Origin of the sequence: Citrobacter sp. Cpo090 (assembly GCF_030332665.1) — a bacterium.
In the GTDB taxonomy this organism is placed as follows: domain Bacteria; phylum Pseudomonadota; class Gammaproteobacteria; order Enterobacterales; family Enterobacteriaceae; genus Citrobacter; species Citrobacter portucalensis.
The window spans coordinates 114,374-133,117 of the sequence record NZ_JAOWHK010000030.1; the positions used below are offsets into that span (position 1 = coordinate 114,374).

Genomic DNA, 18,744 nt, shown 5'->3' on the forward strand with positions numbered 1-18,744 from the left:
CGATGGTAAACCGGTAACAGAACGGGAAAAATAGCCCTACGGCGACAGGACTTATACTCGGGGAGTGAAAATGTTCCGGCTTGAAGATCTCACGTTGTTTGTCCGCGCCGCGGCGCTGAATAGTTTTAGTGATGCTGCGCGCGAAGTCGGCGTGCAGCCTGCTCAGGTCAGTTCTGCTATCAAGCGCCTGGAGTCTACGTTGGCTATCCGCTTGTTCGCCCGCTCCACGCGCAGCCTGCGCCTGACGCCAGAAGGTGAAGTCTGGTTACCCTATGCCCGCCAGATGCTGGACGTGATGCATGCCGGGCTGCAAAAAATTCAGACCCCGGAAGATGAAGTTTCAGGCACGCTGCAAATCGCCGTGCCTTCCGATCTTGGTCGTAACCTGCTGCTGCCGGTCTTTCAGTCGTTTCGACGCCGCTATCCCGCGCTGCGCCTGCGGATTTTTTTCTCCGACCAGGTAACGGATGTCTTTAAAGACCCCGTCGATGTTGCGTTTCGCTATGGCAACACCGAAGACGCGTCTTACATTGCGCTGCCCGTTGCACCGGGTAACCGACGTGTGCTGGTGGCATCACCGGAATGGGTTGAGCAAAACGACGCGCCGCAAAAACCGGATGATTTAACACAGCTCAACGCCATGACTTTCGTATTACGCGGCCGCCTGCACGATAGCTGGACGTTTACGCGCAACGGCGAGGTCAGTAGTGTGCAGGTTAACGGCACCATTATGAGCGACGATGCGGAAGTGATCCGACGCCTGGCGATTGCCGGAGAAGGTGTGGCGTACAAGTCGTGGCTGGATGTCAGCGAGGATGTGCGTGACGGTCGATTACAACTGCTGATGCCGGATTATCAGGGAGAGAAAGTTCCGCTGAATATGATTTGCCCGCATCGGAAGCAGCTTTCAACGGCGGTTCGTCTGCTGCACGACGCGGTGAAGGCGCGGTGTGAAATGCTGGCGCAAAGCTAATAAGCGCTTTACGCCAGAATACTATCGTGTCGTTACTCAGTCTTTCTTCGCGGCGTTAGCGAAGAAGATATCAGACTGAATGTCTTTGGTGCGGATGGTAAACAGCTGATTTGTCAGGTCCTCTGTCAGCTTCTCAGCATCGGCCATGATGCGCAGGTTGAAGTCATTCAGCATCTTATCGGCGGCAGGTTTATCGGTTTTCGCCATCTTCAGATACTCTGCTTCGACCTCTTTTTGCTCCTTCGCGACTTTATCTTCCCACGCTTTGTAGGCTTTTTTGACGATCGGCGCGAGCTTCGGATAATCGGTCATCGTCAGCGTCTGTAACTTACGGTATTTCCAGTAAATGGATTGATCGTCCGCTTTGTCGCTACCCATCGTGTAGTTTGCCGGATACGCTTTCAGGCCGCTGTAGTACGGAACAAAGGCGGTAAGGTCAGCCATGCCCAGACCAATGTAGGTCGTTTCACCAATCTCTTTTGGCAACCACGGACGGACCTGCATAACGTGCGCTTCATAGGTACGGAAAACGCTAACTGGACGCCATGGCTCTTTGCCGTTCAAACCATTGGTGTATGGGTCATGGCTGGTGCCTTCATAGTGGCTACGCAGTACGGCCTTCACATCGTCCAGCGTCATTTTCTTCTCTGGGGTCATGAAGACCGGGAATTCGCGCCCTTTGGCCATATCCTGATTTACGGAAGGATTGAACTCTTTCTGGATGGTCCATACGCGAGGGTCGTTATACGTGCGGTCACGCTCGTCATCACGGGTATAGGCTTTGGAGAAGTTGAATTTGCCATCTTTCGCCGGATCGTACAGACCTTTTTCGGTCGCAAATTGAATCAGGTTTTTTGACGCCATCATGTCCGGGTTTTTAGGATCGTAATCCTGTAAGCGGCCCTGATTACCTGTGGCAAAATACTGGTTATTCGGCAGACGCTGCGCCATCCACTGGTGGCCGCTACCGGTCTCCAGGTACCAGATCTCGTTATCGTCGACGACGGCAACGCCAAAACCTTCGCCTGCGCCGACGGTCTCAACGATATGGCCCAACAGCGCCACGGCTTCACGCGCGGTTTTGCTCTGCGACAGCAGAATATCCGGGATATCGTCTTCGGTGATCCCTTTATCCTCAACGTACGGGTCGGCAGCCAGCGCTTTTGGTGAGGCAAAAATGGATTCTGTACCGCTCACGCCAACGCCCAGCTCGTTAAATCCGGTCGCGCCGTGCAGTTGGGTTTTCCAGTTTGGGACAGTGGTATAACGCAGAGAGTTTTTCGGCAGTGGCCAGGTAAAATCATTCGCACCATTATGTGCTTTGGTGCTGTATACCCCGGTCTGATTTTGCTTTGCCGGATGAATGACAAAATGCTGTGCTTTCAGGGCATCGCTGTCTGCGCTACGGGCGACCAGCATGGAGCCGTCCGCTGATGCTTCGTTGCCGACCAGCAGGGTCGTACACGCAAAACCTGATGAAACAACGGCCAAATTTATAGAAAGTGCAATCAGGCACTTTTTAAAAGTAAACATTACGTATCCCTCATATGTACGCCAAAAATACACCGGAAACACATCGTTTCCTGAAATGCGATAACGCCTGAATGCTCAGACATTACTCGCGAGAGAGATAAACGCCCCTGCCCACGTCTTCTCCAAATATCCATCCGTAGGTTGAAGTCTTCTGAGCAAAATAAAACGCCCATTTCGCTTAATTATTACGCAACGGATATTGTGATATTCAGGATGTTTCCTGATTCGCGATGAAGAATAGCAATGGGTTATGTGTGGATTCAGTGACCCATGTCGCGTAAGTCAATGATGACAAATGTGAATTTCATTGAGGGGCTGTACTTTTTGTTTCCGGATATGACGCTACCTTTTGCGGCAATACAGCGAGGGCACATTGGAGCTGGCAAAAATCCATGCACCTTTATACTCCTCCATGACCAGGCTCAGGCTTCGTCCGCTTTGACGATAAAATCCAGGTAATGTGTTGTTAATATCCGCTTCATCAGCGGTGTCGGCGAAGGTTTTGACGACCTGCATCGCCTGTAGCACTCGCGCATCGCGTTTTTGGGTGTAGTTAAAATAGATGTTCCTGCTGATATCTGAGGTATTACGCCCGTACAGTTTGCCGGTAATGGTGGCCAGGCCTTCACTGTTGTACATCCGAAACGATAACGTACCGGTAAAGCGATTGCTGCCAATGTTCCATTCCATGTTACCGATGCAATTCAGCGGCTTGTCGGCATAGCGTGAATACCATAGCCACCCACCTGAACCGAGCAATATCGCAAGACCGATTATGAGCAAAATAAGGTGGTGTGTTTTTTTCATTGCCCGCGCATCCAGTAATAATGAGTAGTGCAAAACGCGTTAGCATCCACCCGTGCATCTTTATCACAGACAAATGCTACGATTCTCTCTGCTTTGCTGTAGCCGGAAAGAAAAACATGTTTGTTGTTTTCACAGAGATAGGGATGTAACTGCATCAGATTGAAATAGCCTTGCTGGTCGTGTTCATTTGGTGAGTAATAGATTTTGCAATTTTGCCGCGAAGGGGTCTGCATAGAGACCGGGACAAATTTACTAAACGGCATAACAGGGCGCGTTTGATACCACACCAGCCAGATGATCAGCGTGGCAATCACGACACTGGCGCTAAATAAAACCTCAAACCAGGGTATCTGCATCGTTTGTTGTGGTGTTGAAGGAATTATCTTTGCGGGTGTGATTTCTTCAATAACCGGTGGCGGGGAAACTTCACTCTGTTGAAGCGTTATTGTCTCTACTTGCGTATTTTCATTTAATCTGAGCCCGCGTCGGGAAATAGTTTTCACCGTATCACGAGGCAACCCCACGTCCGCCAGCGCGTTACGTAGTGTCAGAATAGCCTGGTAAAATGTGTTGGTGGTGGTCACATTATTTCTTTCACCCCAACCAATAGTCATCAACGTGTTCTGGGAAACAATGTCACTTGCGTGAGTAATTAAATAGAGAAAACAGAGCGAGGCAGGGAGCTGGAGCTGAATTGCTCGCCCGGTCTGACGATTGACCAGACTTTTGCTATCAGGATTAAATTCGACCAACTGATTGATAAGGTACAATTGCCCAGCCCTCAGTAACCAAAACGAATCACAGCGTGTGTTAACGCATCTTTTAAATTTTACATCCAAATCGATAATGCGCCTCACTCTTTGTTCATGATCAAAGATAAGAATTTCATCAATTCATTAAAAATCCTTTAAATACAATGCGTTAACACTATTGTTTCTTAGGTTAAAATTAACTAAGGTTAAATAATGAGAATTCATTACAGTTTTATCTGAATTATCTTTATATTTGTCCACAACATGACAAGGGTGATTCAGTTATCAGAATTACGTAATTAATAAGCAACCTTTACGCAGGTTATTTTTTAGCAAATAGTGCTTTTTTACTGTTTATCCTGGAATCTGAATTTATGCATAAAATTCCTAAGGCATCGGTTGTTATTCTGAGATAAAGCGTAAATAAGCTTAGCGCAATCGTATTACTCACAGCCTATACATATTAGTGCATCAGGAGTTTATTACATTTTATTAGTACCACTGTTATTAACTGACAAGGAACGTACTACGTGTTGGATTGACACATTTATTTACCAATGAAATATTTATGGAAAAATAACAGGAGTCATTTTTGATGAAGAGATCACCGTCACAGACTGTTCGTTGCATAAGCTGTGAATTATCCTGTCAATTATTTCCGGATACTGCGGTTCGTGCCAGTTACTGTCACCGTGCCGCTTTTGCGATCTGGCCTGAGGGGAATGGCTTTCTGCAAAAAGGAATTATTGAAAAGCTTCTGCTTAATAATCAAAACCATTTGTCACGTGGGTTTATTTTTGTGGACTTTTCTTTCCCGAATCTGCGGCTGTTTGCCGACCCGCAATGGGTTGACCGGCTGGCCTACAGCGGTATGCATATTGTGTTGATAGCAGACAGGAACCTGGCACCATTAGCCAACTACTGGCTATCCAAAAGCAATAAAATACAAGGGATTATATATTCTGATGATGATGACGAAGTACAACATCAGAAAATTAGGCGACTCTTTACTGGTCATCTCGCTAACAGCAAACGCGGACGCTCACTTAACTATACTGAAATGATATTACTGAAGCGTTTTGTGTCAGGGAAAAGTATTCAGCAAATTACCAAAATAGATAATATCGATATTAAGAAAATATATGTCTACAAGCTCAGGCTTGAAGATAAGTTAGGCCATAGTATTCATCAAATATTGTCGAATATTTTATAACGTATTTTTGAGTTTTATTATTTTCACATCCTTGCGATGTGGTGGACGCTCTACGCCTGAAAGCAGGAGGCTAATATGCCAAATCCCAAATCTTATTCTCGTATTGCCATAGCGGTTTCAGCCGCATTAACCTCTATGGTATTTTCCACTCATGCGGCATGGGTTGACGTTGATAGTCTACCCTCCAGCGGACTGGTTAGCAGTCTGCCCCCGGAATTGCAGGCAATAATTCCAGCGCAGGCAAATGCCAATTTCGCTAAAACCAGCGCCATGCCGAATTATGTTTATCAATGGAGTGCGGGCACGATTCCCGTTTATGGCAATGGATTAACGATTAATGGACCCGGCGCTGAAGCTTTTGAGCACTCTGTTACCGTTATTCAGAACAGTACAACGGGTAGTCCGGGCGTTATTTTTGGGGACGACCTGACGATCCGCACTCAGTCGAAGAATGCCGCCAATAATGGTAAAGATGTTGACGGTATCCGCACGCACGGGGCCAATACGCCGGATAACCCGGTCTTTATCATCACCGGGGATCGCACCAGCATTTATGTGGACGGTCAGGATGGTGACGGTATTAACGCCGGTTACAACTCCTATAGCCAGGGTTGGAAGGGCTCGGCCAGCATTTACGTCGGCGACGATCTGTATATTCAAACCACCGGTTCCCAGGGACGTGGTATCACAGCCAACGCTATGAAAGGCGTAGCGGAGGCCAAAAATACGATTGTGGTCGGCGACCGGGCACACATTGTGACGATCGGTGACAGTTCAGAAGGTCTTCGCACCGGGCAGAGCGGTTCCTCAATCCTGCTTGGCAATGACGCCACCATTGAGACTTCGGGTGCTTCTTCCACGGGGATTTATGCCGCCTCTTCGTCCAAAACGGAACTGGGCAACAACGCGACGATTACGGTCAACGGCGTCAGCGCACATGCGGTTTACTCCACCAACGCGACCGTGAATCTCGGTGAAAACGCAACGATCAACGTGAACAGTTCGGCGAAAGCTGCGTCATACAGCAAAGCGCCACGCGGCCTGTATGCGACTTCACGCGGGGCGATAAACCTGGCAGGCGGTGCCGCCATTGCCATGGCGGGCGATCACAGCAACGAAAGTTATGCCATCAGCACCGAAACGGGCGGCATCGTAGACGGCTCCGCCGGCGGGCGCTTCCTCATTGACGGCGATCTTCATGCCGCTGGCGCGACTGCCGCAACCAGCAGCCTGCCGCAGCAAAACAGTACCATTAAGCTCAACATGACCGACAACTCGTTGTGGAGCGGGGCGTCATATATCACCAGCGCCACTGCCGGGACGGGCGTTATCTCGCTGCAAATGAGCGACGCGACCTGGAACATGACCAACAGCTCAACGCTCACCGACCTGACGCTGAACGGCGGGTCAGTGGTGAACTTTGGGCATGCTGATGGCGAACCGTGGCAGACGCTTACCATCAATGAAGATTTCACCGGGAACGGCGGCAAACTGGTTTTCAATACCGTCCTGAATGACGATACCTCTGAAACCGACAAGCTGAAAGTGCTTGGCAACACCGCGGGTAATGCGTTCGTGGCGGTGAATAACATTGGCGGAACCGGGGCGCAGACCATTGAAGGTATTGAGATCATCGAAGTAGCCGGTAATTCTGACGGTACTTTTGAGAAAGCGGGCCGTATTGTTGCCGGGGCGTACGACTATAACGTGGTGCAGAAGGGCAGCAACTGGTATCTGACCAGCTTTATTCCGGCTCCGCCGGATCCGGAAGAGCCGGACCCCGTCGATCCGCATGACCCTGACCCTGTTGATCCGGACCCGGTTGACCCTATTGATCCAGACCCAGTGGATCCTGTAGACCCGATTCTCCCTGAGCCGGAAGAACCCGTTGCGCCTCCTGTCACTGAGCAGCAATACCGTCCGGAAGCAGGCAGTTATCTGGCGAACAACTACGCGGCTAACACGCTGTTTATGACCCGACTGCACGATCGTCTGGGTGAAACGCAGTACGTCGATATGCTGACAGGCGAGAAGAAAGTTACCAGCCTGTGGATGCGTAACGTTGGGGCGCATACCCGCTTCAAAGACGGTAGCGGGCAGTTGAAAACCCAAAGCAACAGCTATGTGATGCAGCTAGGCGGCGACCTGGCGCAGTGGAGTAGCGACGGTCTCGACCGCTGGCACCTCGGCGCGATGGCCGGTTATGCCAACAGTCAGAACCGCACACAGTCCAGCCTGACCGGCTACCATTCACGTGGTCAGGTCACCGGTTACAGCGTGGGGCTGTATGGCACATGGTATGCCAATGACGCCGACAAGACCGGCACCTACGTAGATACCTGGGCGCTGTACAACTGGTTTGATAACAAAGTGATGGGCCAGGAGCAGGCAGCAGAGAAATACAAATCCAGCGGGATAACTGCTTCTGTTGAAGCCGGATACAGCTTCAAACTGGGTGAAAACGAACGCAATAGCTACTGGCTGCAACCGAAAGCGCAGGTGGTATGGATGGACGTGCAGGCCGACAGCCACCGCGAAGCGAACGGTACCCGCGTGAAGGACAACACCGACGGCAACCTGATGACTCGTTTGGGCGTGAAAGCCTTTATTAATGGTCACAACGCCATCGACGACGGTAAATCACGCGAGTTCCAGCCGTTTGTTGAAGCCAACTGGATCCACAATACGCAGACAACCAGCGTGAAAATGGACGATGTGAGCAACGACATGCGCGGCACCAAAAACATCGGCGAGCTGAAAGTCGGCGTTGAAGGTCAAATCACTCCGCGCCTCAATGTGTGGAGCAACGTGGCCCAACAGGTTGGTGACAAAGGCTACAGCGATACCCGCGGTATGTTGGGTGTGAAATATAACTTCTAATGTAATGCAGTAATTTAAAAGCCGCTGATTAACCGATCGGCGGCTTTATTTTTTGGAAGCGGTAGGTCGGATAAATGGCATCCGTCAATAAGGCTCAGTCATAAAGCCATTTACCTGCTTTTGCAGACTCTGCCAGCATGCGGAGTGTTAATGGCTGCGGCTCATCGTCATCTCTGCTACAGGTAAAAATTGCATAAAGTATGAATGTCTCAATAGGCCAATATTTATAGAAATCGAAATTGGCGCAATCAACATTGAAAGTTGCAAAGTAAGCATCCATGATGTCTGCGCCCGTTTCACTGGCCCACACATAATCTCCCGTTGAAAGACTGGTATCGAGGGTGACTGGCCAACGCTTTTTAAAGAATAAGCTGGGTTTATTAAATGTTTCATCGTACCAGGCGATGACATCATTATCACTTACCATAGCTTATCTTTACCTCTGGCTATAGTGTTGTATTTAATTGTGGCTTTGTATGAAATCGCAGTCACGTCATAAGCCATTATGACAATTCCCAATATTGGAATCCATCTTCCAACAAAAGCGCCCAGATTTGTTACATATGCAAATTTTAATCGTCTTATACTTCCTGTAGTTAGGGTGGGTAAACGTCTGGTTTCTATATTTAACCAGTGTCGTAGCTGAGAGCTCAGTGGTGATGTGCCTGCTGTTGCCCCTATCGGCTTACCTCTGGTTGCGATCGTAGGTTGACCAAGTAAAATTAGACCCAAGGTCATGTAATCATTTACGCCAAATTGTTCACTTGTTTCATCCAAGAAAATCCAGAAAAGAAGTTCTCCTGCTGAAAGATTAGCAAACCCTCTGTAGAAATATGTACCGTTAAGTTCTTCGATAGTGTCCATATGATTTCACTTATTCGGTTATGCGTTCATTCCAGGCATCCGAATATTGGATGTTACCATCGAGATAATGCCAAGTGATTTTATCGTAACGTAGCTGTACTTGTTCTCTATGACCAACATTGATGACAGTTTTAGTGTCATGCATCATCGGTGTTACGGATACAACTTTAACCCCTTCGAGGAGCATGTTGTAGTACTCTGCTTCCTGACCTGCATTATTGATCTCGTACCACCTAAATTCTGCCGATTGCAAGTTTTGCCCTGTGGCAACGGCTTTAAAAAGATAAGGTGAAGCGCTATCGAATTCCTTCTCAAAAATCAGTGCGCCGTGCACACGTGTGCCAGTAAGCTTTCCTGTATTGCCATCCGTTGGGATGTAAAGGTTATGGCTAAACGATGTCACCTCGATTGAGTGTTCGCGATTGGTTACATCAACAGATCCCTTTATAAGTAAGCCACCATCGTCTTTGAGCCAGAGATAAGCAGGAATTGCCATTTTAATAATCCATTTTGTTGAGAAAATAATATATGAGGGTTTTTACGATAGGTTTGCAATAGTGAAGGTATTAATAATAGAGAAAAATAAATAAATTATTCTACGGCTGAATTTAAAATATCTATATATAAGTAGAATGATTGGTTATGGAGGATTAATTCATTTTGAAAGTAGGCCGGATAAGCGTTAGCGCCATCCGGCAAATAAGGTGGTGAGCTACAAACGTTGTCCCAGATGTTTTGTTGGTACTCGGCTTTGGTGTAAGACTGCCAATACAACAATATTTGTGTTTTGTGTACTGTAGTAAATCATATGGCTAACATAAGGAAAGCTGTAAACATCTGCACCAAAATCATCAATGCGATGCTGCCCCATGCCTGGCATTTCAGCTAACTGAGAGAGAACTACCTGTAATTTCTTAAGATAATCCCTGGACTGTTTAGCGCCCCAATTTCTTGATGTGTAATCACGGATTTCAATAATATCGTGCTGCGCTTCCCCAGTAAGTTTGTAACTCACTTTTTATCCTTTGTGTTGACCCATCAACTCATCAAAAAAAGCATCACCATCGACAGTATTGCCCAAATGAATATCGTTTTGAGCACGCTGAATTTTGGCTTTCAGTAACTGGAGCTTCATGGCTTCCATTTGTGCATAGTCCTCAATGGAAACGACAACTGCAACAGGCTTACCGTTACGATTAATTTGCACAGGTTCTCGCTGCGCTTTAAGTAGCATATCGCCAAACTGGGTTTTGGCTTCATTTGCCGTAAGAGTATGCATATTGTCACCATTTCGCATGAATCGTTCGATTCGTTCATTATAGTCGATATCTTTCTGGTGGTCACTATGAGGAGGGGTGCAGACAAAGGGGATTGTGAAAGTAGGCCGGATAAGCACAAGCTTCATCCGGGACCTGGTAATATGTAAGTAACGCTTACAGGTTCAGCCGTACTTCACTGGAGAGTCGCCAGCGTGCTCTCAATTCTTTTCAACTTCTGATTTGCCTCTTGCAGCTCATCCTGCAGCCGTTGTTCCTGCTCGCCATAGACCATCAGGACGATACAGCCATTCATCACTTTTACGGTAATCTGTTGCCCGGTATCAAACCCCGCTTCGCGCAGCCACTTGCCGGAAAGAATAATTTTGGGTGTGGATTTGTCGAAAACATTCGTGCGATATCCCACAATTACCGAACGCTCGGTTCCGGATTGGTCGGTGTCTGGGGTAGAATGCGAATCAACCATAATCAACTCCTTGATAGTTGGTGAGGTTAGCTTTCGCCGGGTACTGCGAATACCAGGCGAGGGCGTTTATAAGTCAGGTCGTCAGATACAAGGTACGTACCTGGTTGGTGGTGTATTGCTCTTATAGGTACATACATGCCAACGACTAAACGCGACCCAAATCAGTCTAAATCCGGAAAAGCACCGACTTTCCAGATTCGTATCACACCTGAGTTAAAGGCTCAGTTCGAGGCTGCGGCAAAGGCTGAGGGGATGAGTTTGGGGAATTGGCTCAAAACTTTAGGGAGAAAGGAGTTGGAACGGTTAGGTATTGAGCCACTGGATCAGTAGTGAATAGATTAATTGCCCTGTCTTGCTGGAATATTTATAATTTCCATTTTTAGGGCATCTTCTCCTGAGAATATCGCAGCTAACCCCTGTCTAATTTTTAATTTATCGTTTTCTATTTCCCCGTGGGCCACAGGTGAATATATGGCTGTTTGTAATTGAACTCGCTCAAAATCATAGCCAATATCTTTCGCTATCTCTGATAGCAAGTCTAGAAAAAGAGTGTTGCTTGTTTGGTTCCATATGGTGCCTGATGCATTATCATTATCTGGGTAAGATGTATTTAAGTGTGCAAAGTAAAGTTTCCACGAAGATAATACCTTGCCTTCAGAATCGCTTCTCTTAGTCCTTCCTCTTTTTATTTTTCCGTAAAATGCTAAGTCGATCATATTTAATGCGCGAACATGTTCATTAGACAGTCGAGAGTTCTGAGATCGGGTAGCCATAAGTTGCTTGAATATATCAATTTTTAATGATTTTTTCTGAGAATATCTTTCTATAAATTTCTGTGTCTGAATGGCTAATAATGGGCTAATTACAGTAGCAGCAATGGCCATGATCGTAAGGGCAGTGCTCATATGGGGTTCTCGTTAATAATAAATGAAATTAGATATTGTGGGCGAGAATTATAAAAGCATGTTTATGCTGAGAATATATGGCAAATGGCTGGGATGAGAAAAGCAAATTGGCGGAAGATCACAGGAGTCGAACCTGCCCGGGACCGCTGGCGGCCCCAACTGGATTTGAAGTCCAGCCACCTCACCGGAGATGACGATCTTCCGCGCCTCGATTGCTACATGGAGGCGGGGCGCATTATAGCTACTTCCAAACGTTTCCACACCCCCTCACTCACTTTTTTAACTTCCGTTTCTCCATACCATGACCAGTTTCAAATAAATCCCTACGAAATCCATAAGTTACAGTGATGTATGTTTTTTGACGCTACCCCGATCACAGAAAACAAGAATCGTAATTTGATAACGAGATATCGCAATACCCGCGCTCACAGGGATGGTTTACAAGAACTGTAACCGGTATCAGTGCGTGTGAAAGTGCTAACAAGGATGCGTAATGAAAAGTGAGATTTTGTCCGTTAAAGAGAAGATTGGCTACGGCATGGGTGATGCCGCCAGCCACATTATCTTTGATAACGTTATGTTATATATGATGTTCTTCTATACCGATATTTTTGGTATCCCGGCCGGTTTTGTCGGCACGATGTTCTTACTGGCTCGCGCGCTGGATGCTATCTCAGACCCTTGCATGGGACTGCTTGCCGACCGCACTCGTTCACGCTGGGGGAAATTCCGCCCGTGGGTGCTGTTTGGCGCTCTGCCGTTTGGCCTGGTCTGTGTGCTCGCCTACAGCACGCCGGACCTCAGCCTGCACGGCAAAATGATTTATGCCGCAATCACCTACACGCTGCTGACCCTGCTTTATACCGTGGTGAATATTCCCTACTGCGCGCTGGGCGGTGTGATAACTAATGACCCAACGCAGCGTATCTCCCTGCAGTCATGGCGCTTTGTGCTGGCGACGGCGGGCGGCATGCTCTCCACCGTGCTGATGATGCCGCTGGTGAATCTGATTGGCGGCGAAGATAAAGCGTTGGGCTTCCAGGGCGGGATTGCCGTGCTCTCGGTTGTGGCGTTCCTGATGCTGGCGTTTTGCTTCTTCACCACCAAAGAGCGCGTAGAAGCGCCGCCGAGCAGCAACTCAATGCGTGAAGACCTGCGCGACATCTGGCGGAACGACCAATGGCGCATCGTCGGTCTGCTGACCATCCTCAACATCCTTGCCGTCTGCGTACGCGGCGGGGCGATGATGTATTACGTCACCTGGATTCTGGGTACCCCGGAAGTGTTTGTCGCCTTCCTCACCACCTATTGCGTCGGCAATCTTATCGGCTCTGCGCTGGCAAAACCGCTGACCGACTGGAAATGCAAAGTCAGCGTCTTCTGGTGGACGAACGCCCTGCTGGCGGTCGTCAGTCTGGCGATGTTCTTCGTACCGATGCACGCCAACACCACCATGTTCGCCTTCATCTTCGTGATTGGCGTACTGCATCAGCTCGTGACGCCAATCCAGTGGGTGATGATGTCCGACACCGTTGATTACGGCGAGTGGTGCAACGGAAAACGTCTGACGGGGATCAGCTTCGCAGGCACGCTGTTCGTGCTCAAGTTGGGCCTGGCGCTCGGCGGGGCGATGATCGGCTGGATGCTGGCGGGCGGCGGTTATGATGCCGCAGCGAAAACCCAGAACAGCGCCACCATTAGCATCATTATCGCATTGTTCACGATTGTCCCGGCTATTTGTTACCTGTTGAGTGCCGTGATTGCCAAACGCTTCTATACCCTGAAAACGCCGTATCTGACGGAAATCATGCGTCAGCTGGCTCAGGGTGCGCACCGCAATCAGCAGGATTTTTCGACGAAAGAATTACAGAACTAAGGAACCAACGATGAAAATTAGCGACGGAAACTGGCTGACGCAGCCAGGCCTGAATTTAACTCACCCGATTCAGGTGTTCGAGGTCGAACAACAGGGTAACGAGATGATTGTGTACGTTGCGCCGCGCGATGTGCGTGAACGTACCTGGCAACTGGATACTCCACTCTTCACCCTGCGCTTTTTCTCGCCGCAGGAAGGCGTGGTTGGGGTGCGTATGGAACACTTCCAGGGTGCGCTGGATAACGGTCCGCACTACCCGCTGAACGTGCTGCAGGACGTCAACGTAGAGATACAAAACTCCGCTGAATTTGCCGAACTGAAAAGCGGTAATTTGAGCGTGCGGGTCACCAAAGGTGAGTTCTGGTCGCTGGATTTCCTGCGTAACGGCGAACGTATTACCGGCAGCCAGCTGAAAAATAACGGCTACGTGCAGGATACCAACAGCGGGAAAAACTATATGTTTGAACGCCTGGATCTGGGCGTCGGTGAAACGGTGTACGGGCTGGGCGAGCGCTTTACTGCGCTGGTACGTAACGGCCAGACGGTGGAAACCTGGAACCGCGATGGCGGCACCAGTACCGAGCAGTCTTACAAGAACATCCCGTTTTATCTCACCAACCGTGGTTACGGCGTGCTGGTAAACCATTCACAGTGCGTGTCGTTTGAAATTGGCTCTGAGAAAGTGTCAAAAGTGCAGTTCAGCGTTGAAAGCGAGTATCTGGAATATTTCGTCATCGACGGCCCAACGCCGAAAGCGGTGCTGGATCGCTATACCCGCTTTACCGGTCGTCCGGCACTGCCGCCAGCCTGGTCCTTCGGTTTGTGGCTGACTACATCGTTCACCACTAATTACGATGAAGCGACGGTGAACAGTTTTATCGACGGGATGGCCGAGCGCAATCTGCCGCTGCACGTCTTCCATTTCGACTGCTTCTGGATGAAAGCCTTCCAGTGGTGCGACTTTGAGTGGGATCCGGTGACCTTCCCGGACCCGGAAGGCATGATCCGCCGGCTGAAAGAAAAAGGGCTGAAGGTCTGTGTATGGATAAACCCCTATATCGGCCAGAAATCCCCGCTGTTCAATGAACTGAAAGTGAAAGGTTATCTGCTCAAGCGCCCGGACGGCTCCCTGTGGCAATGGGATAAATGGCAGCCGGGCCTGGCGATTTATGATTTCACCAATCCTGAAGCCTGCGAATGGTACGCCAATAAGCTGAAAGGTCTGGTGGATATCGGCGTGGACTGCTTCAAAACTGACTTTGGTGAACGCATCCCTACTGACGTGCAGTGGTTTGACGGTGCCGATCCGCAGAAAATGCATAACCATTATGCGTACATCTACAACAAACTGGTGTGGAACGTGCTGAAAGAGACCGTCGGTGAAGAAGAGGCGGTGCTGTTCGCCCGTTCGGCCTCGGTGGGCGCGCAGCAGTTTCCGGTTCACTGGGGCGGTGATTGCTACGCCAACTATGAATCGATGGCCGAAAGTCTGCGCGGTGGGTTGTCCATCGGCTTGTCCGGCTTTGGCTTCTGGAGTCACGATATTGGCGGCTTTGAGAATACCGCCCCGGCGCATGTCTACAAGCGCTGGTGTGCGTTCGGGCTGCTCTCCAGCCACAGCCGCCTGCACGGTAGTAAATCCTACCGTGTGCCATGGGCGTACGATGATGAATCCTGCGATGTGGTGCGCTACTTTACTGAGCAGAAATGCCGCATGATGCCGTACCTGTATCGCGAAGCGGCGCGCGCCAATGAGCTCGGAACGCCGATGATGCGCGCAATGATGCTGGAGTTCCCGGACGATCCTGCGTGTGATTATCTCGACCGCCAGTACATGCTGGGCGATAGCGTGATGGTTGCGCCGGTGTTTAGCGAGGCGGGTGATGTGCAGTTCTATCTGCCGGAAGGTCGCTGGACGCATCTCTGGCATAACGATGAGGTGTCTGGTAGCCGCTGGCATAAGCAGCAGCATGACTTCCTGAGTCTGCCGGTCTATGTACGTGACAACACCCTGCTGGCGCTGGGCTGCAATAACCAGAAGCCGGACTACGCCTGGCATGAAGGGACGGCGTTCCAGCTGTTCCATCTGCAGGAAGGCCGGGAGGCGATTTGTGAAGTTCCGGCGGCTGACGGCTCGGTTATCTTCACGCTGAAGGCGACGCGTACGGGTAATACCATCACCGTGCAAGGGAGTGGCGAAGCGCGTAACTGGACGCTGTGTCTGCGTAATATTACGCAGGTTAGCGGCGTGAAGGGCGGCTCATCTGTGGGCAGTGAGTGGGGAACGGTTGTCACGCCGGATGCAGATGTGCTGACGATTACCCTGTAAGTAAATCCCAACGTGGGCCGGATGGCGACGCATTGCGTTTTATCCGGCCCACGCTGCGAGCAGCATTCCAGATCTGAAAATCCAAAACATCCTGAATTAAATTTTTATCTCCCCATATTTGCGAGCGGTATCACTCTGATTCCCACGAAAAATGTGATCTGCGCCGTAAATATCTCACTATTTCCTCTTTTTGTCTTATTTCTGTCCGGAATACAGGACACGATTTAGTATTGTTGGCGCATCGTAGTCCTCTTATATTTATCATCACGAATTACACGTGGAGCATAAACGCTTCTTTATAACCTAAATAATTCGAGTTGCAGGAAGGCGGCGACGCAGCGAATCCCCTGAATGTACATAAGTACGTGACTGGGGTGAGCAAAGAAAGTCAACGCACATGCAGCTTGAAGTATGACGGGTATAGATATTTAATCTGGTATGTAATAAGGGTAAATAATGCAAATGATTACCTCGCGACAAAACAGATTATTAAAATTTCTTCTGTCTAAGAAGGAATATGTCACGCTGCTGAAAATTGCCGAGTATTTATCTGTTTCAGAGAAAACTGTGCAGCGCGATCTGCGCTTACTGGAACCATGGTTATCAGAATGGAAAATAGCCATCGATAAACGTGCTGGCGCTGGGGTAATATTAAGTGCCGATAATATTACCGACCTTTTATATATGGACCAGTTATTAGGTTCGGAGGGTGATGATGCTGACGGCATGATGAATAATTCACGGCGAGTCAAGATAGCCTCACAGTTATTAAGCGAAACGCCGCATGAAACGTCGATCAGTAAATTATCCGAACGTTATTTCATTAGTAGCGCATCGATTGTTAACGATCTAAAAGTGATTGAATCCTGGATTACCCCACTGGGCCTGTCGTTGATTCGCAGTCAGAGCGGCACGCACATCGAAGGCAGCGAGAGTAGTGTGCGCCAGGCGATGGCGTCGCTGATTAACGGTGTGATTAACCATAATGAACCCGGCAGCGTGATTTATTCACGCCTGGATCCGGGCAGTTATAAAGCGTTAGTGCATTACTTTGGCGAAGAAGACGTTTTGTTTGTTCAGACGCTGTTGCAGGAAATGGAGAACGACCTGTGCTGGTCTCTGGGCGAGCCTTATTACGTCAATATCTTTACCCATATTTTGATCATGATGTACCGCATCACGCGGGGCAATGCGCTTCCGAGAAAAGAAGAGAGCATCACTACCTGTGATGAGAACATATTTTCCATTGCCAGTCGCATGATTCAGCATATCGAAAAACGCATTGCCCACCCGCTGCCGGAAGACGAAGTCTGGTTTATTTATCAATACATTATCTCCTCGGGTGTGGTGATTGAAGAGCATAATGACGTGAGCGTGATTGGCCATATGCACTCCAGCGACGAAGCGCGTTTGATTACCCATCGGTTGATTGCCACCTTCGCCGAGATGGTCGACAGCGATCTTAGCCAGGACACGGCGCTGTATGACGGATTGCTGATCCACATTAAGCCGCTGATTAACCGCCTGAACTATCAGATACGCATTCGTAATCCGCTGCTGGAAGATATCAAAGGCGAGTTACAGGACGTTTGGCGTCTGACCCAGTGTGCGGTGAATCGGGTGTTTAGCGGTTGGGGCGAGCGGGCCGTGTCAGAAGATGAGGTGGGATATTTAACCGTGCATTTTCAGGCCGCAATGGAGCGTCAGATAGCGCGTAAACGTGTGCTGCTGGTCTGTTCAACGGGAATCGGCACTTCTCATTTACTCAAAAGCCGTATTCTACGCGCCTTTCCGGACTGGACTATCGTCGGCGTGGTGTCGGCAGGCAGCCTGCCCTCTGTACTGACGGACGATATTGAACTGGTGGTATCGACGATTAATTTACCCGCAGTTGCCATGCCGGTCGTGTATGTCACTGCCTTCTTCAATGATGCGGATATTAAGCGGGTAACAGAAACGGTTATTACGGAAAAATTACATCGGGCGACGTCGCTGGTCGTTGAAAATTAATGTCTGAACTCCATGAGGTATGATTGATGGACATCACGAAAATACTCAATACAAATCGCGTTATTTTGGACATGAAGGCCACAAGCAAAACGGAGGCTATTGAGGAACTGACAGATATTCTGCAAAAAGATGGAGCAATTAGCTGTCGCGAAACGTTTATTCAGGATGTCTGGCAACGTGAGTCAGAAGGCTCAACCGGCTTCGAAAATCATATTGCGATCCCACACGGGAAATCCTCGGCGGTGGTCAATACCACGCTGGCGATTGGGCGTACTCGTCAGGACATTCCCTGGGAAACCCTGGACGGCAGCAACGTGCGCTGCATTATTCTGTTTGCCGTACGTCTTGAAGATCAAAACACCACCCATATTCGTCTGCTTTCGCAGGTTGCTGGCGCGTTGGCAGATGACGACATTATTGAACAACTATTAGTTGAAAGCAGTCCACAGAAAATTATTGAGCTTTTTAGCCAATATGCTGAATCCAATGTCTGCTAAATAAAAAGTGGAGCATGTTATGAATATTGTTTGTGTTGCCGCCTGTACGGCGGGTATTGCGCACACCTATATCGCCCGTGAAAAGTTAATTAAAGGTGCTAAAGCGCTTGGCCATAATATAAAAGTTGAAACCCAGGGCACCATTGGCACAGAAAACGAACTGCTGACAGAAGATATTTCTGCGGCTGATGTCGTGATTCTTGCTGTCGATGTAAAAATAAAAGGGGAGGAGCGATTTTTAAACAAACGCATTGTGCGAGTAAAAACTGAAATCGTCATAAAATCGCCCATTCAGTTTCTTGAAAAGGTCGAAAAATCATTAGTTAATAATAACCAGTAGCGATCCTCATTCTGGAGGGGTT

At 48.9% G+C, this 18,744-nt stretch carries 19 protein-coding genes and 1 tRNA gene; 9 read left to right on the forward strand and 11 right to left on the reverse strand.

Going from position 1 to position 18,744, the window contains the following annotated elements; genetic code table 11:
* The first annotated feature begins 70 nt into the window (after positions 1 to 70).
* Entirely contained in the window at positions 71 to 973 is a 903-nt protein-coding gene (locus OGY83_RS13335) for a LysR family transcriptional regulator (protein ID WP_286636039.1), read from the forward strand.
* A 36-nt stretch (positions 974 to 1,009) separates the two neighbouring features.
* Here the strand turns inward: OGY83_RS13335 and OGY83_RS13340 are convergent, their stop codons facing one another.
* From OGY83_RS13340 to OGY83_RS13350, 3 genes are all read right to left on the reverse strand, one after another.
* Positions 1,010 to 2,506, reverse strand: coding sequence for a C69 family dipeptidase (locus OGY83_RS13340; RefSeq protein WP_123269042.1), 1,497 nt, complete (start codon positions 2,504 to 2,506; stop codon positions 1,010 to 1,012).
* A gap of 342 nt (positions 2,507 to 2,848) precedes the next feature.
* Positions 2,849 to 3,313 (reverse strand): YqeJ family protein, encoded by a 465-nt coding sequence (locus OGY83_RS13345; protein ID WP_286636041.1) that lies wholly within the window; start codon positions 3,311 to 3,313, stop codon positions 2,849 to 2,851.
* Positions 3,310 to 4,083, reverse strand: coding sequence for a winged helix-turn-helix domain-containing protein (locus tag OGY83_RS13350; RefSeq protein WP_079938880.1), 774 nt, complete (start codon positions 4,081 to 4,083; stop codon positions 3,310 to 3,312). Before OGY83_RS13350 ends, OGY83_RS13345 begins: the two co-directional genes overlap by 4 nt.
* Before the next feature lie 577 nt (positions 4,084 to 4,660).
* Here OGY83_RS13350 and OGY83_RS13355 point away from each other — a divergent pair.
* A complete protein-coding gene (locus OGY83_RS13355; RefSeq protein WP_032945410.1) occupies positions 4,661 to 5,278 on the forward strand; it encodes a helix-turn-helix transcriptional regulator in 618 nt (205 codons plus the stop codon).
* Positions 5,279 to 5,353: 75 nt separating this feature from the next.
* Positions 5,354 to 8,158 (forward strand): intestinal colonization autotransporter adhesin MisL, encoded by a 2,805-nt coding sequence (gene misL / locus OGY83_RS13360; RefSeq protein ID WP_286636042.1) that lies wholly within the window; start codon positions 5,354 to 5,356, stop codon positions 8,156 to 8,158.
* Positions 8,159 to 8,252: 94 nt separating this feature from the next.
* Here misL and OGY83_RS13365 read toward each other — a convergent pair whose 3' ends face one another.
* The 6 genes from OGY83_RS13365 to OGY83_RS13390 form a co-directional block, all read right to left on the reverse strand.
* Positions 8,253 to 8,585, reverse strand: coding sequence for a DUF1493 family protein (locus OGY83_RS13365; protein ID WP_003827189.1), 333 nt, complete (start codon positions 8,583 to 8,585; stop codon positions 8,253 to 8,255).
* Positions 8,579 to 9,022, reverse strand: coding sequence for an STM2901 family protein (locus OGY83_RS13370; protein WP_079934362.1), 444 nt, complete (start codon positions 9,020 to 9,022; stop codon positions 8,579 to 8,581). The genes OGY83_RS13365 and OGY83_RS13370 overlap by 7 nt, the downstream gene beginning before the upstream one ends.
* Positions 9,023 to 9,032: 10 nt before the next feature.
* A complete protein-coding gene (locus OGY83_RS13375) occupies positions 9,033 to 9,518 on the reverse strand; it encodes an Hcp family type VI secretion system effector (protein WP_286636044.1) in 486 nt (161 codons plus the stop codon).
* A 216-nt stretch (positions 9,519 to 9,734) separates the two neighbouring features.
* Positions 9,735 to 10,037: a type II toxin-antitoxin system RelE/ParE family toxin gene (locus tag OGY83_RS13380; RefSeq protein ID WP_286636046.1), complete on the reverse strand. Its 303-nt coding sequence runs from the start codon at positions 10,035 to 10,037 to the stop codon at positions 9,735 to 9,737.
* Between the two features lie 3 nt (positions 10,038 to 10,040).
* Positions 10,041 to 10,301, reverse strand: a complete 261-nt coding sequence (locus OGY83_RS13385; RefSeq protein ID WP_286636207.1) for a type II toxin-antitoxin system Phd/YefM family antitoxin — start codon at positions 10,299 to 10,301, stop codon at positions 10,041 to 10,043.
* A gap of 173 nt (positions 10,302 to 10,474) precedes the next feature.
* On the reverse strand, positions 10,475 to 10,765 hold the full coding sequence (locus OGY83_RS13390; RefSeq protein WP_286636048.1) for a SymE family type I addiction module toxin: 291 nt from the start codon (positions 10,763 to 10,765) through the stop codon (positions 10,475 to 10,477).
* A 135-nt stretch (positions 10,766 to 10,900) separates the two neighbouring features.
* Here OGY83_RS13390 and OGY83_RS13395 point away from each other — a divergent pair, with 135 nt between their 5' ends.
* Positions 10,901 to 11,095: a toxin-antitoxin system HicB family antitoxin gene (locus OGY83_RS13395; protein WP_191234462.1), complete on the forward strand. Its 195-nt coding sequence runs from the start codon at positions 10,901 to 10,903 to the stop codon at positions 11,093 to 11,095.
* 8 nt (positions 11,096 to 11,103) lie between these two features.
* Here the strand turns inward: OGY83_RS13395 and OGY83_RS13400 are convergent, their stop codons facing one another.
* Both OGY83_RS13400 and OGY83_RS13405 read right to left on the reverse strand, forming a co-directional pair.
* Positions 11,104 to 11,670, reverse strand: a complete 567-nt coding sequence (locus OGY83_RS13400; protein ID WP_286636050.1) for a DUF6680 family protein — start codon at positions 11,668 to 11,670, stop codon at positions 11,104 to 11,106.
* 108 nt (positions 11,671 to 11,778) lie between these two features.
* Positions 11,779 to 11,873, reverse strand: a tRNA-Sec gene (locus OGY83_RS13405).
* Positions 11,874 to 12,163: 290 nt separating this feature from the next.
* Here OGY83_RS13405 and OGY83_RS13410 point away from each other — a divergent pair.
* The 5 genes from OGY83_RS13410 (at position 12,164) to OGY83_RS13430 (ending at position 18,722) form a co-directional block, all read left to right on the forward strand.
* A complete protein-coding gene (locus OGY83_RS13410; RefSeq protein ID WP_286636052.1) occupies positions 12,164 to 13,546 on the forward strand; it encodes a glycoside-pentoside-hexuronide family transporter in 1,383 nt (460 codons plus the stop codon).
* A 10-nt stretch (positions 13,547 to 13,556) separates the two neighbouring features.
* On the forward strand, positions 13,557 to 15,875 hold the full coding sequence (yicI, locus tag OGY83_RS13415) for an alpha-xylosidase (protein ID WP_286636054.1): 2,319 nt from the start codon (positions 13,557 to 13,559) through the stop codon (positions 15,873 to 15,875).
* A gap of 456 nt (positions 15,876 to 16,331) precedes the next feature.
* Entirely contained in the window at positions 16,332 to 17,885 is a 1,554-nt protein-coding gene (locus OGY83_RS13420) for a BglG family transcription antiterminator (protein WP_286636055.1), read from the forward strand.
* Between the two features lie 26 nt (positions 17,886 to 17,911).
* Positions 17,912 to 18,382 (forward strand): PTS sugar transporter subunit IIA, encoded by a 471-nt coding sequence (locus tag OGY83_RS13425; RefSeq protein ID WP_008786490.1) that lies wholly within the window; start codon positions 17,912 to 17,914, stop codon positions 18,380 to 18,382.
* Between the two features lie 19 nt (positions 18,383 to 18,401).
* Positions 18,402 to 18,722, forward strand: coding sequence for a PTS fructose transporter subunit IIB (locus tag OGY83_RS13430; RefSeq protein ID WP_079938889.1), 321 nt, complete (start codon positions 18,402 to 18,404; stop codon positions 18,720 to 18,722).
* Positions 18,723 to 18,744 lie beyond the last annotated feature (22 nt).

Bases quoted from the DNA above. Each gene is read 5' to 3' on its own strand.
- OGY83_RS13335 (WP_286636039.1), top strand. From the start codon at position 71: ATGTTCCGGCTTGAAGATCTCACGTTGTTTGTCCGCGCCGCGGCGCTG.
- OGY83_RS13340 (WP_123269042.1), bottom strand. From the start codon at position 2,506: ATGTTTACTTTTAAAAAGTGCCTGATTGCACTTTCTATAAATTTGGCC.
- OGY83_RS13345 (WP_286636041.1), bottom strand. From the start codon at position 3,313: ATGAAAAAAACACACCACCTTATTTTGCTCATAATCGGTCTTGCGATA.
- OGY83_RS13355 (WP_032945410.1), top strand. From the start codon at position 4,661: ATGAAGAGATCACCGTCACAGACTGTTCGTTGCATAAGCTGTGAATTA.
- misL (WP_286636042.1), top strand. From the start codon at position 5,354: ATGCCAAATCCCAAATCTTATTCTCGTATTGCCATAGCGGTTTCAGCC.
- OGY83_RS13365 (WP_003827189.1), bottom strand. From the start codon at position 8,585: ATGGTAAGTGATAATGATGTCATCGCCTGGTACGATGAAACATTTAAT.
- OGY83_RS13370 (WP_079934362.1), bottom strand. From the start codon at position 9,022: ATGGACACTATCGAAGAACTTAACGGTACATATTTCTACAGAGGGTTT.
- OGY83_RS13375 (WP_286636044.1), bottom strand. From the start codon at position 9,518: ATGGCAATTCCTGCTTATCTCTGGCTCAAAGACGATGGTGGCTTACTT.
- OGY83_RS13385 (WP_286636207.1), bottom strand. From the start codon at position 10,301: ATGCATACTCTTACGGCAAATGAAGCCAAAACCCAGTTTGGCGATATG.
- OGY83_RS13390 (WP_286636048.1), bottom strand. From the start codon at position 10,765: ATGGTTGATTCGCATTCTACCCCAGACACCGACCAATCCGGAACCGAG.
- OGY83_RS13395 (WP_191234462.1), top strand. From the start codon at position 10,901: ATGCCAACGACTAAACGCGACCCAAATCAGTCTAAATCCGGAAAAGCA.
- OGY83_RS13400 (WP_286636050.1), bottom strand. From the start codon at position 11,670: ATGAGCACTGCCCTTACGATCATGGCCATTGCTGCTACTGTAATTAGC.
- OGY83_RS13410 (WP_286636052.1), top strand. From the start codon at position 12,164: ATGAAAAGTGAGATTTTGTCCGTTAAAGAGAAGATTGGCTACGGCATG.
- yicI (WP_286636054.1), top strand. From the start codon at position 13,557: ATGAAAATTAGCGACGGAAACTGGCTGACGCAGCCAGGCCTGAATTTA.
- OGY83_RS13420 (WP_286636055.1), top strand. From the start codon at position 16,332: ATGCAAATGATTACCTCGCGACAAAACAGATTATTAAAATTTCTTCTG.
- OGY83_RS13425 (WP_008786490.1), top strand. From the start codon at position 17,912: ATGGACATCACGAAAATACTCAATACAAATCGCGTTATTTTGGACATG.
- OGY83_RS13430 (WP_079938889.1), top strand. From the start codon at position 18,402: ATGAATATTGTTTGTGTTGCCGCCTGTACGGCGGGTATTGCGCACACC.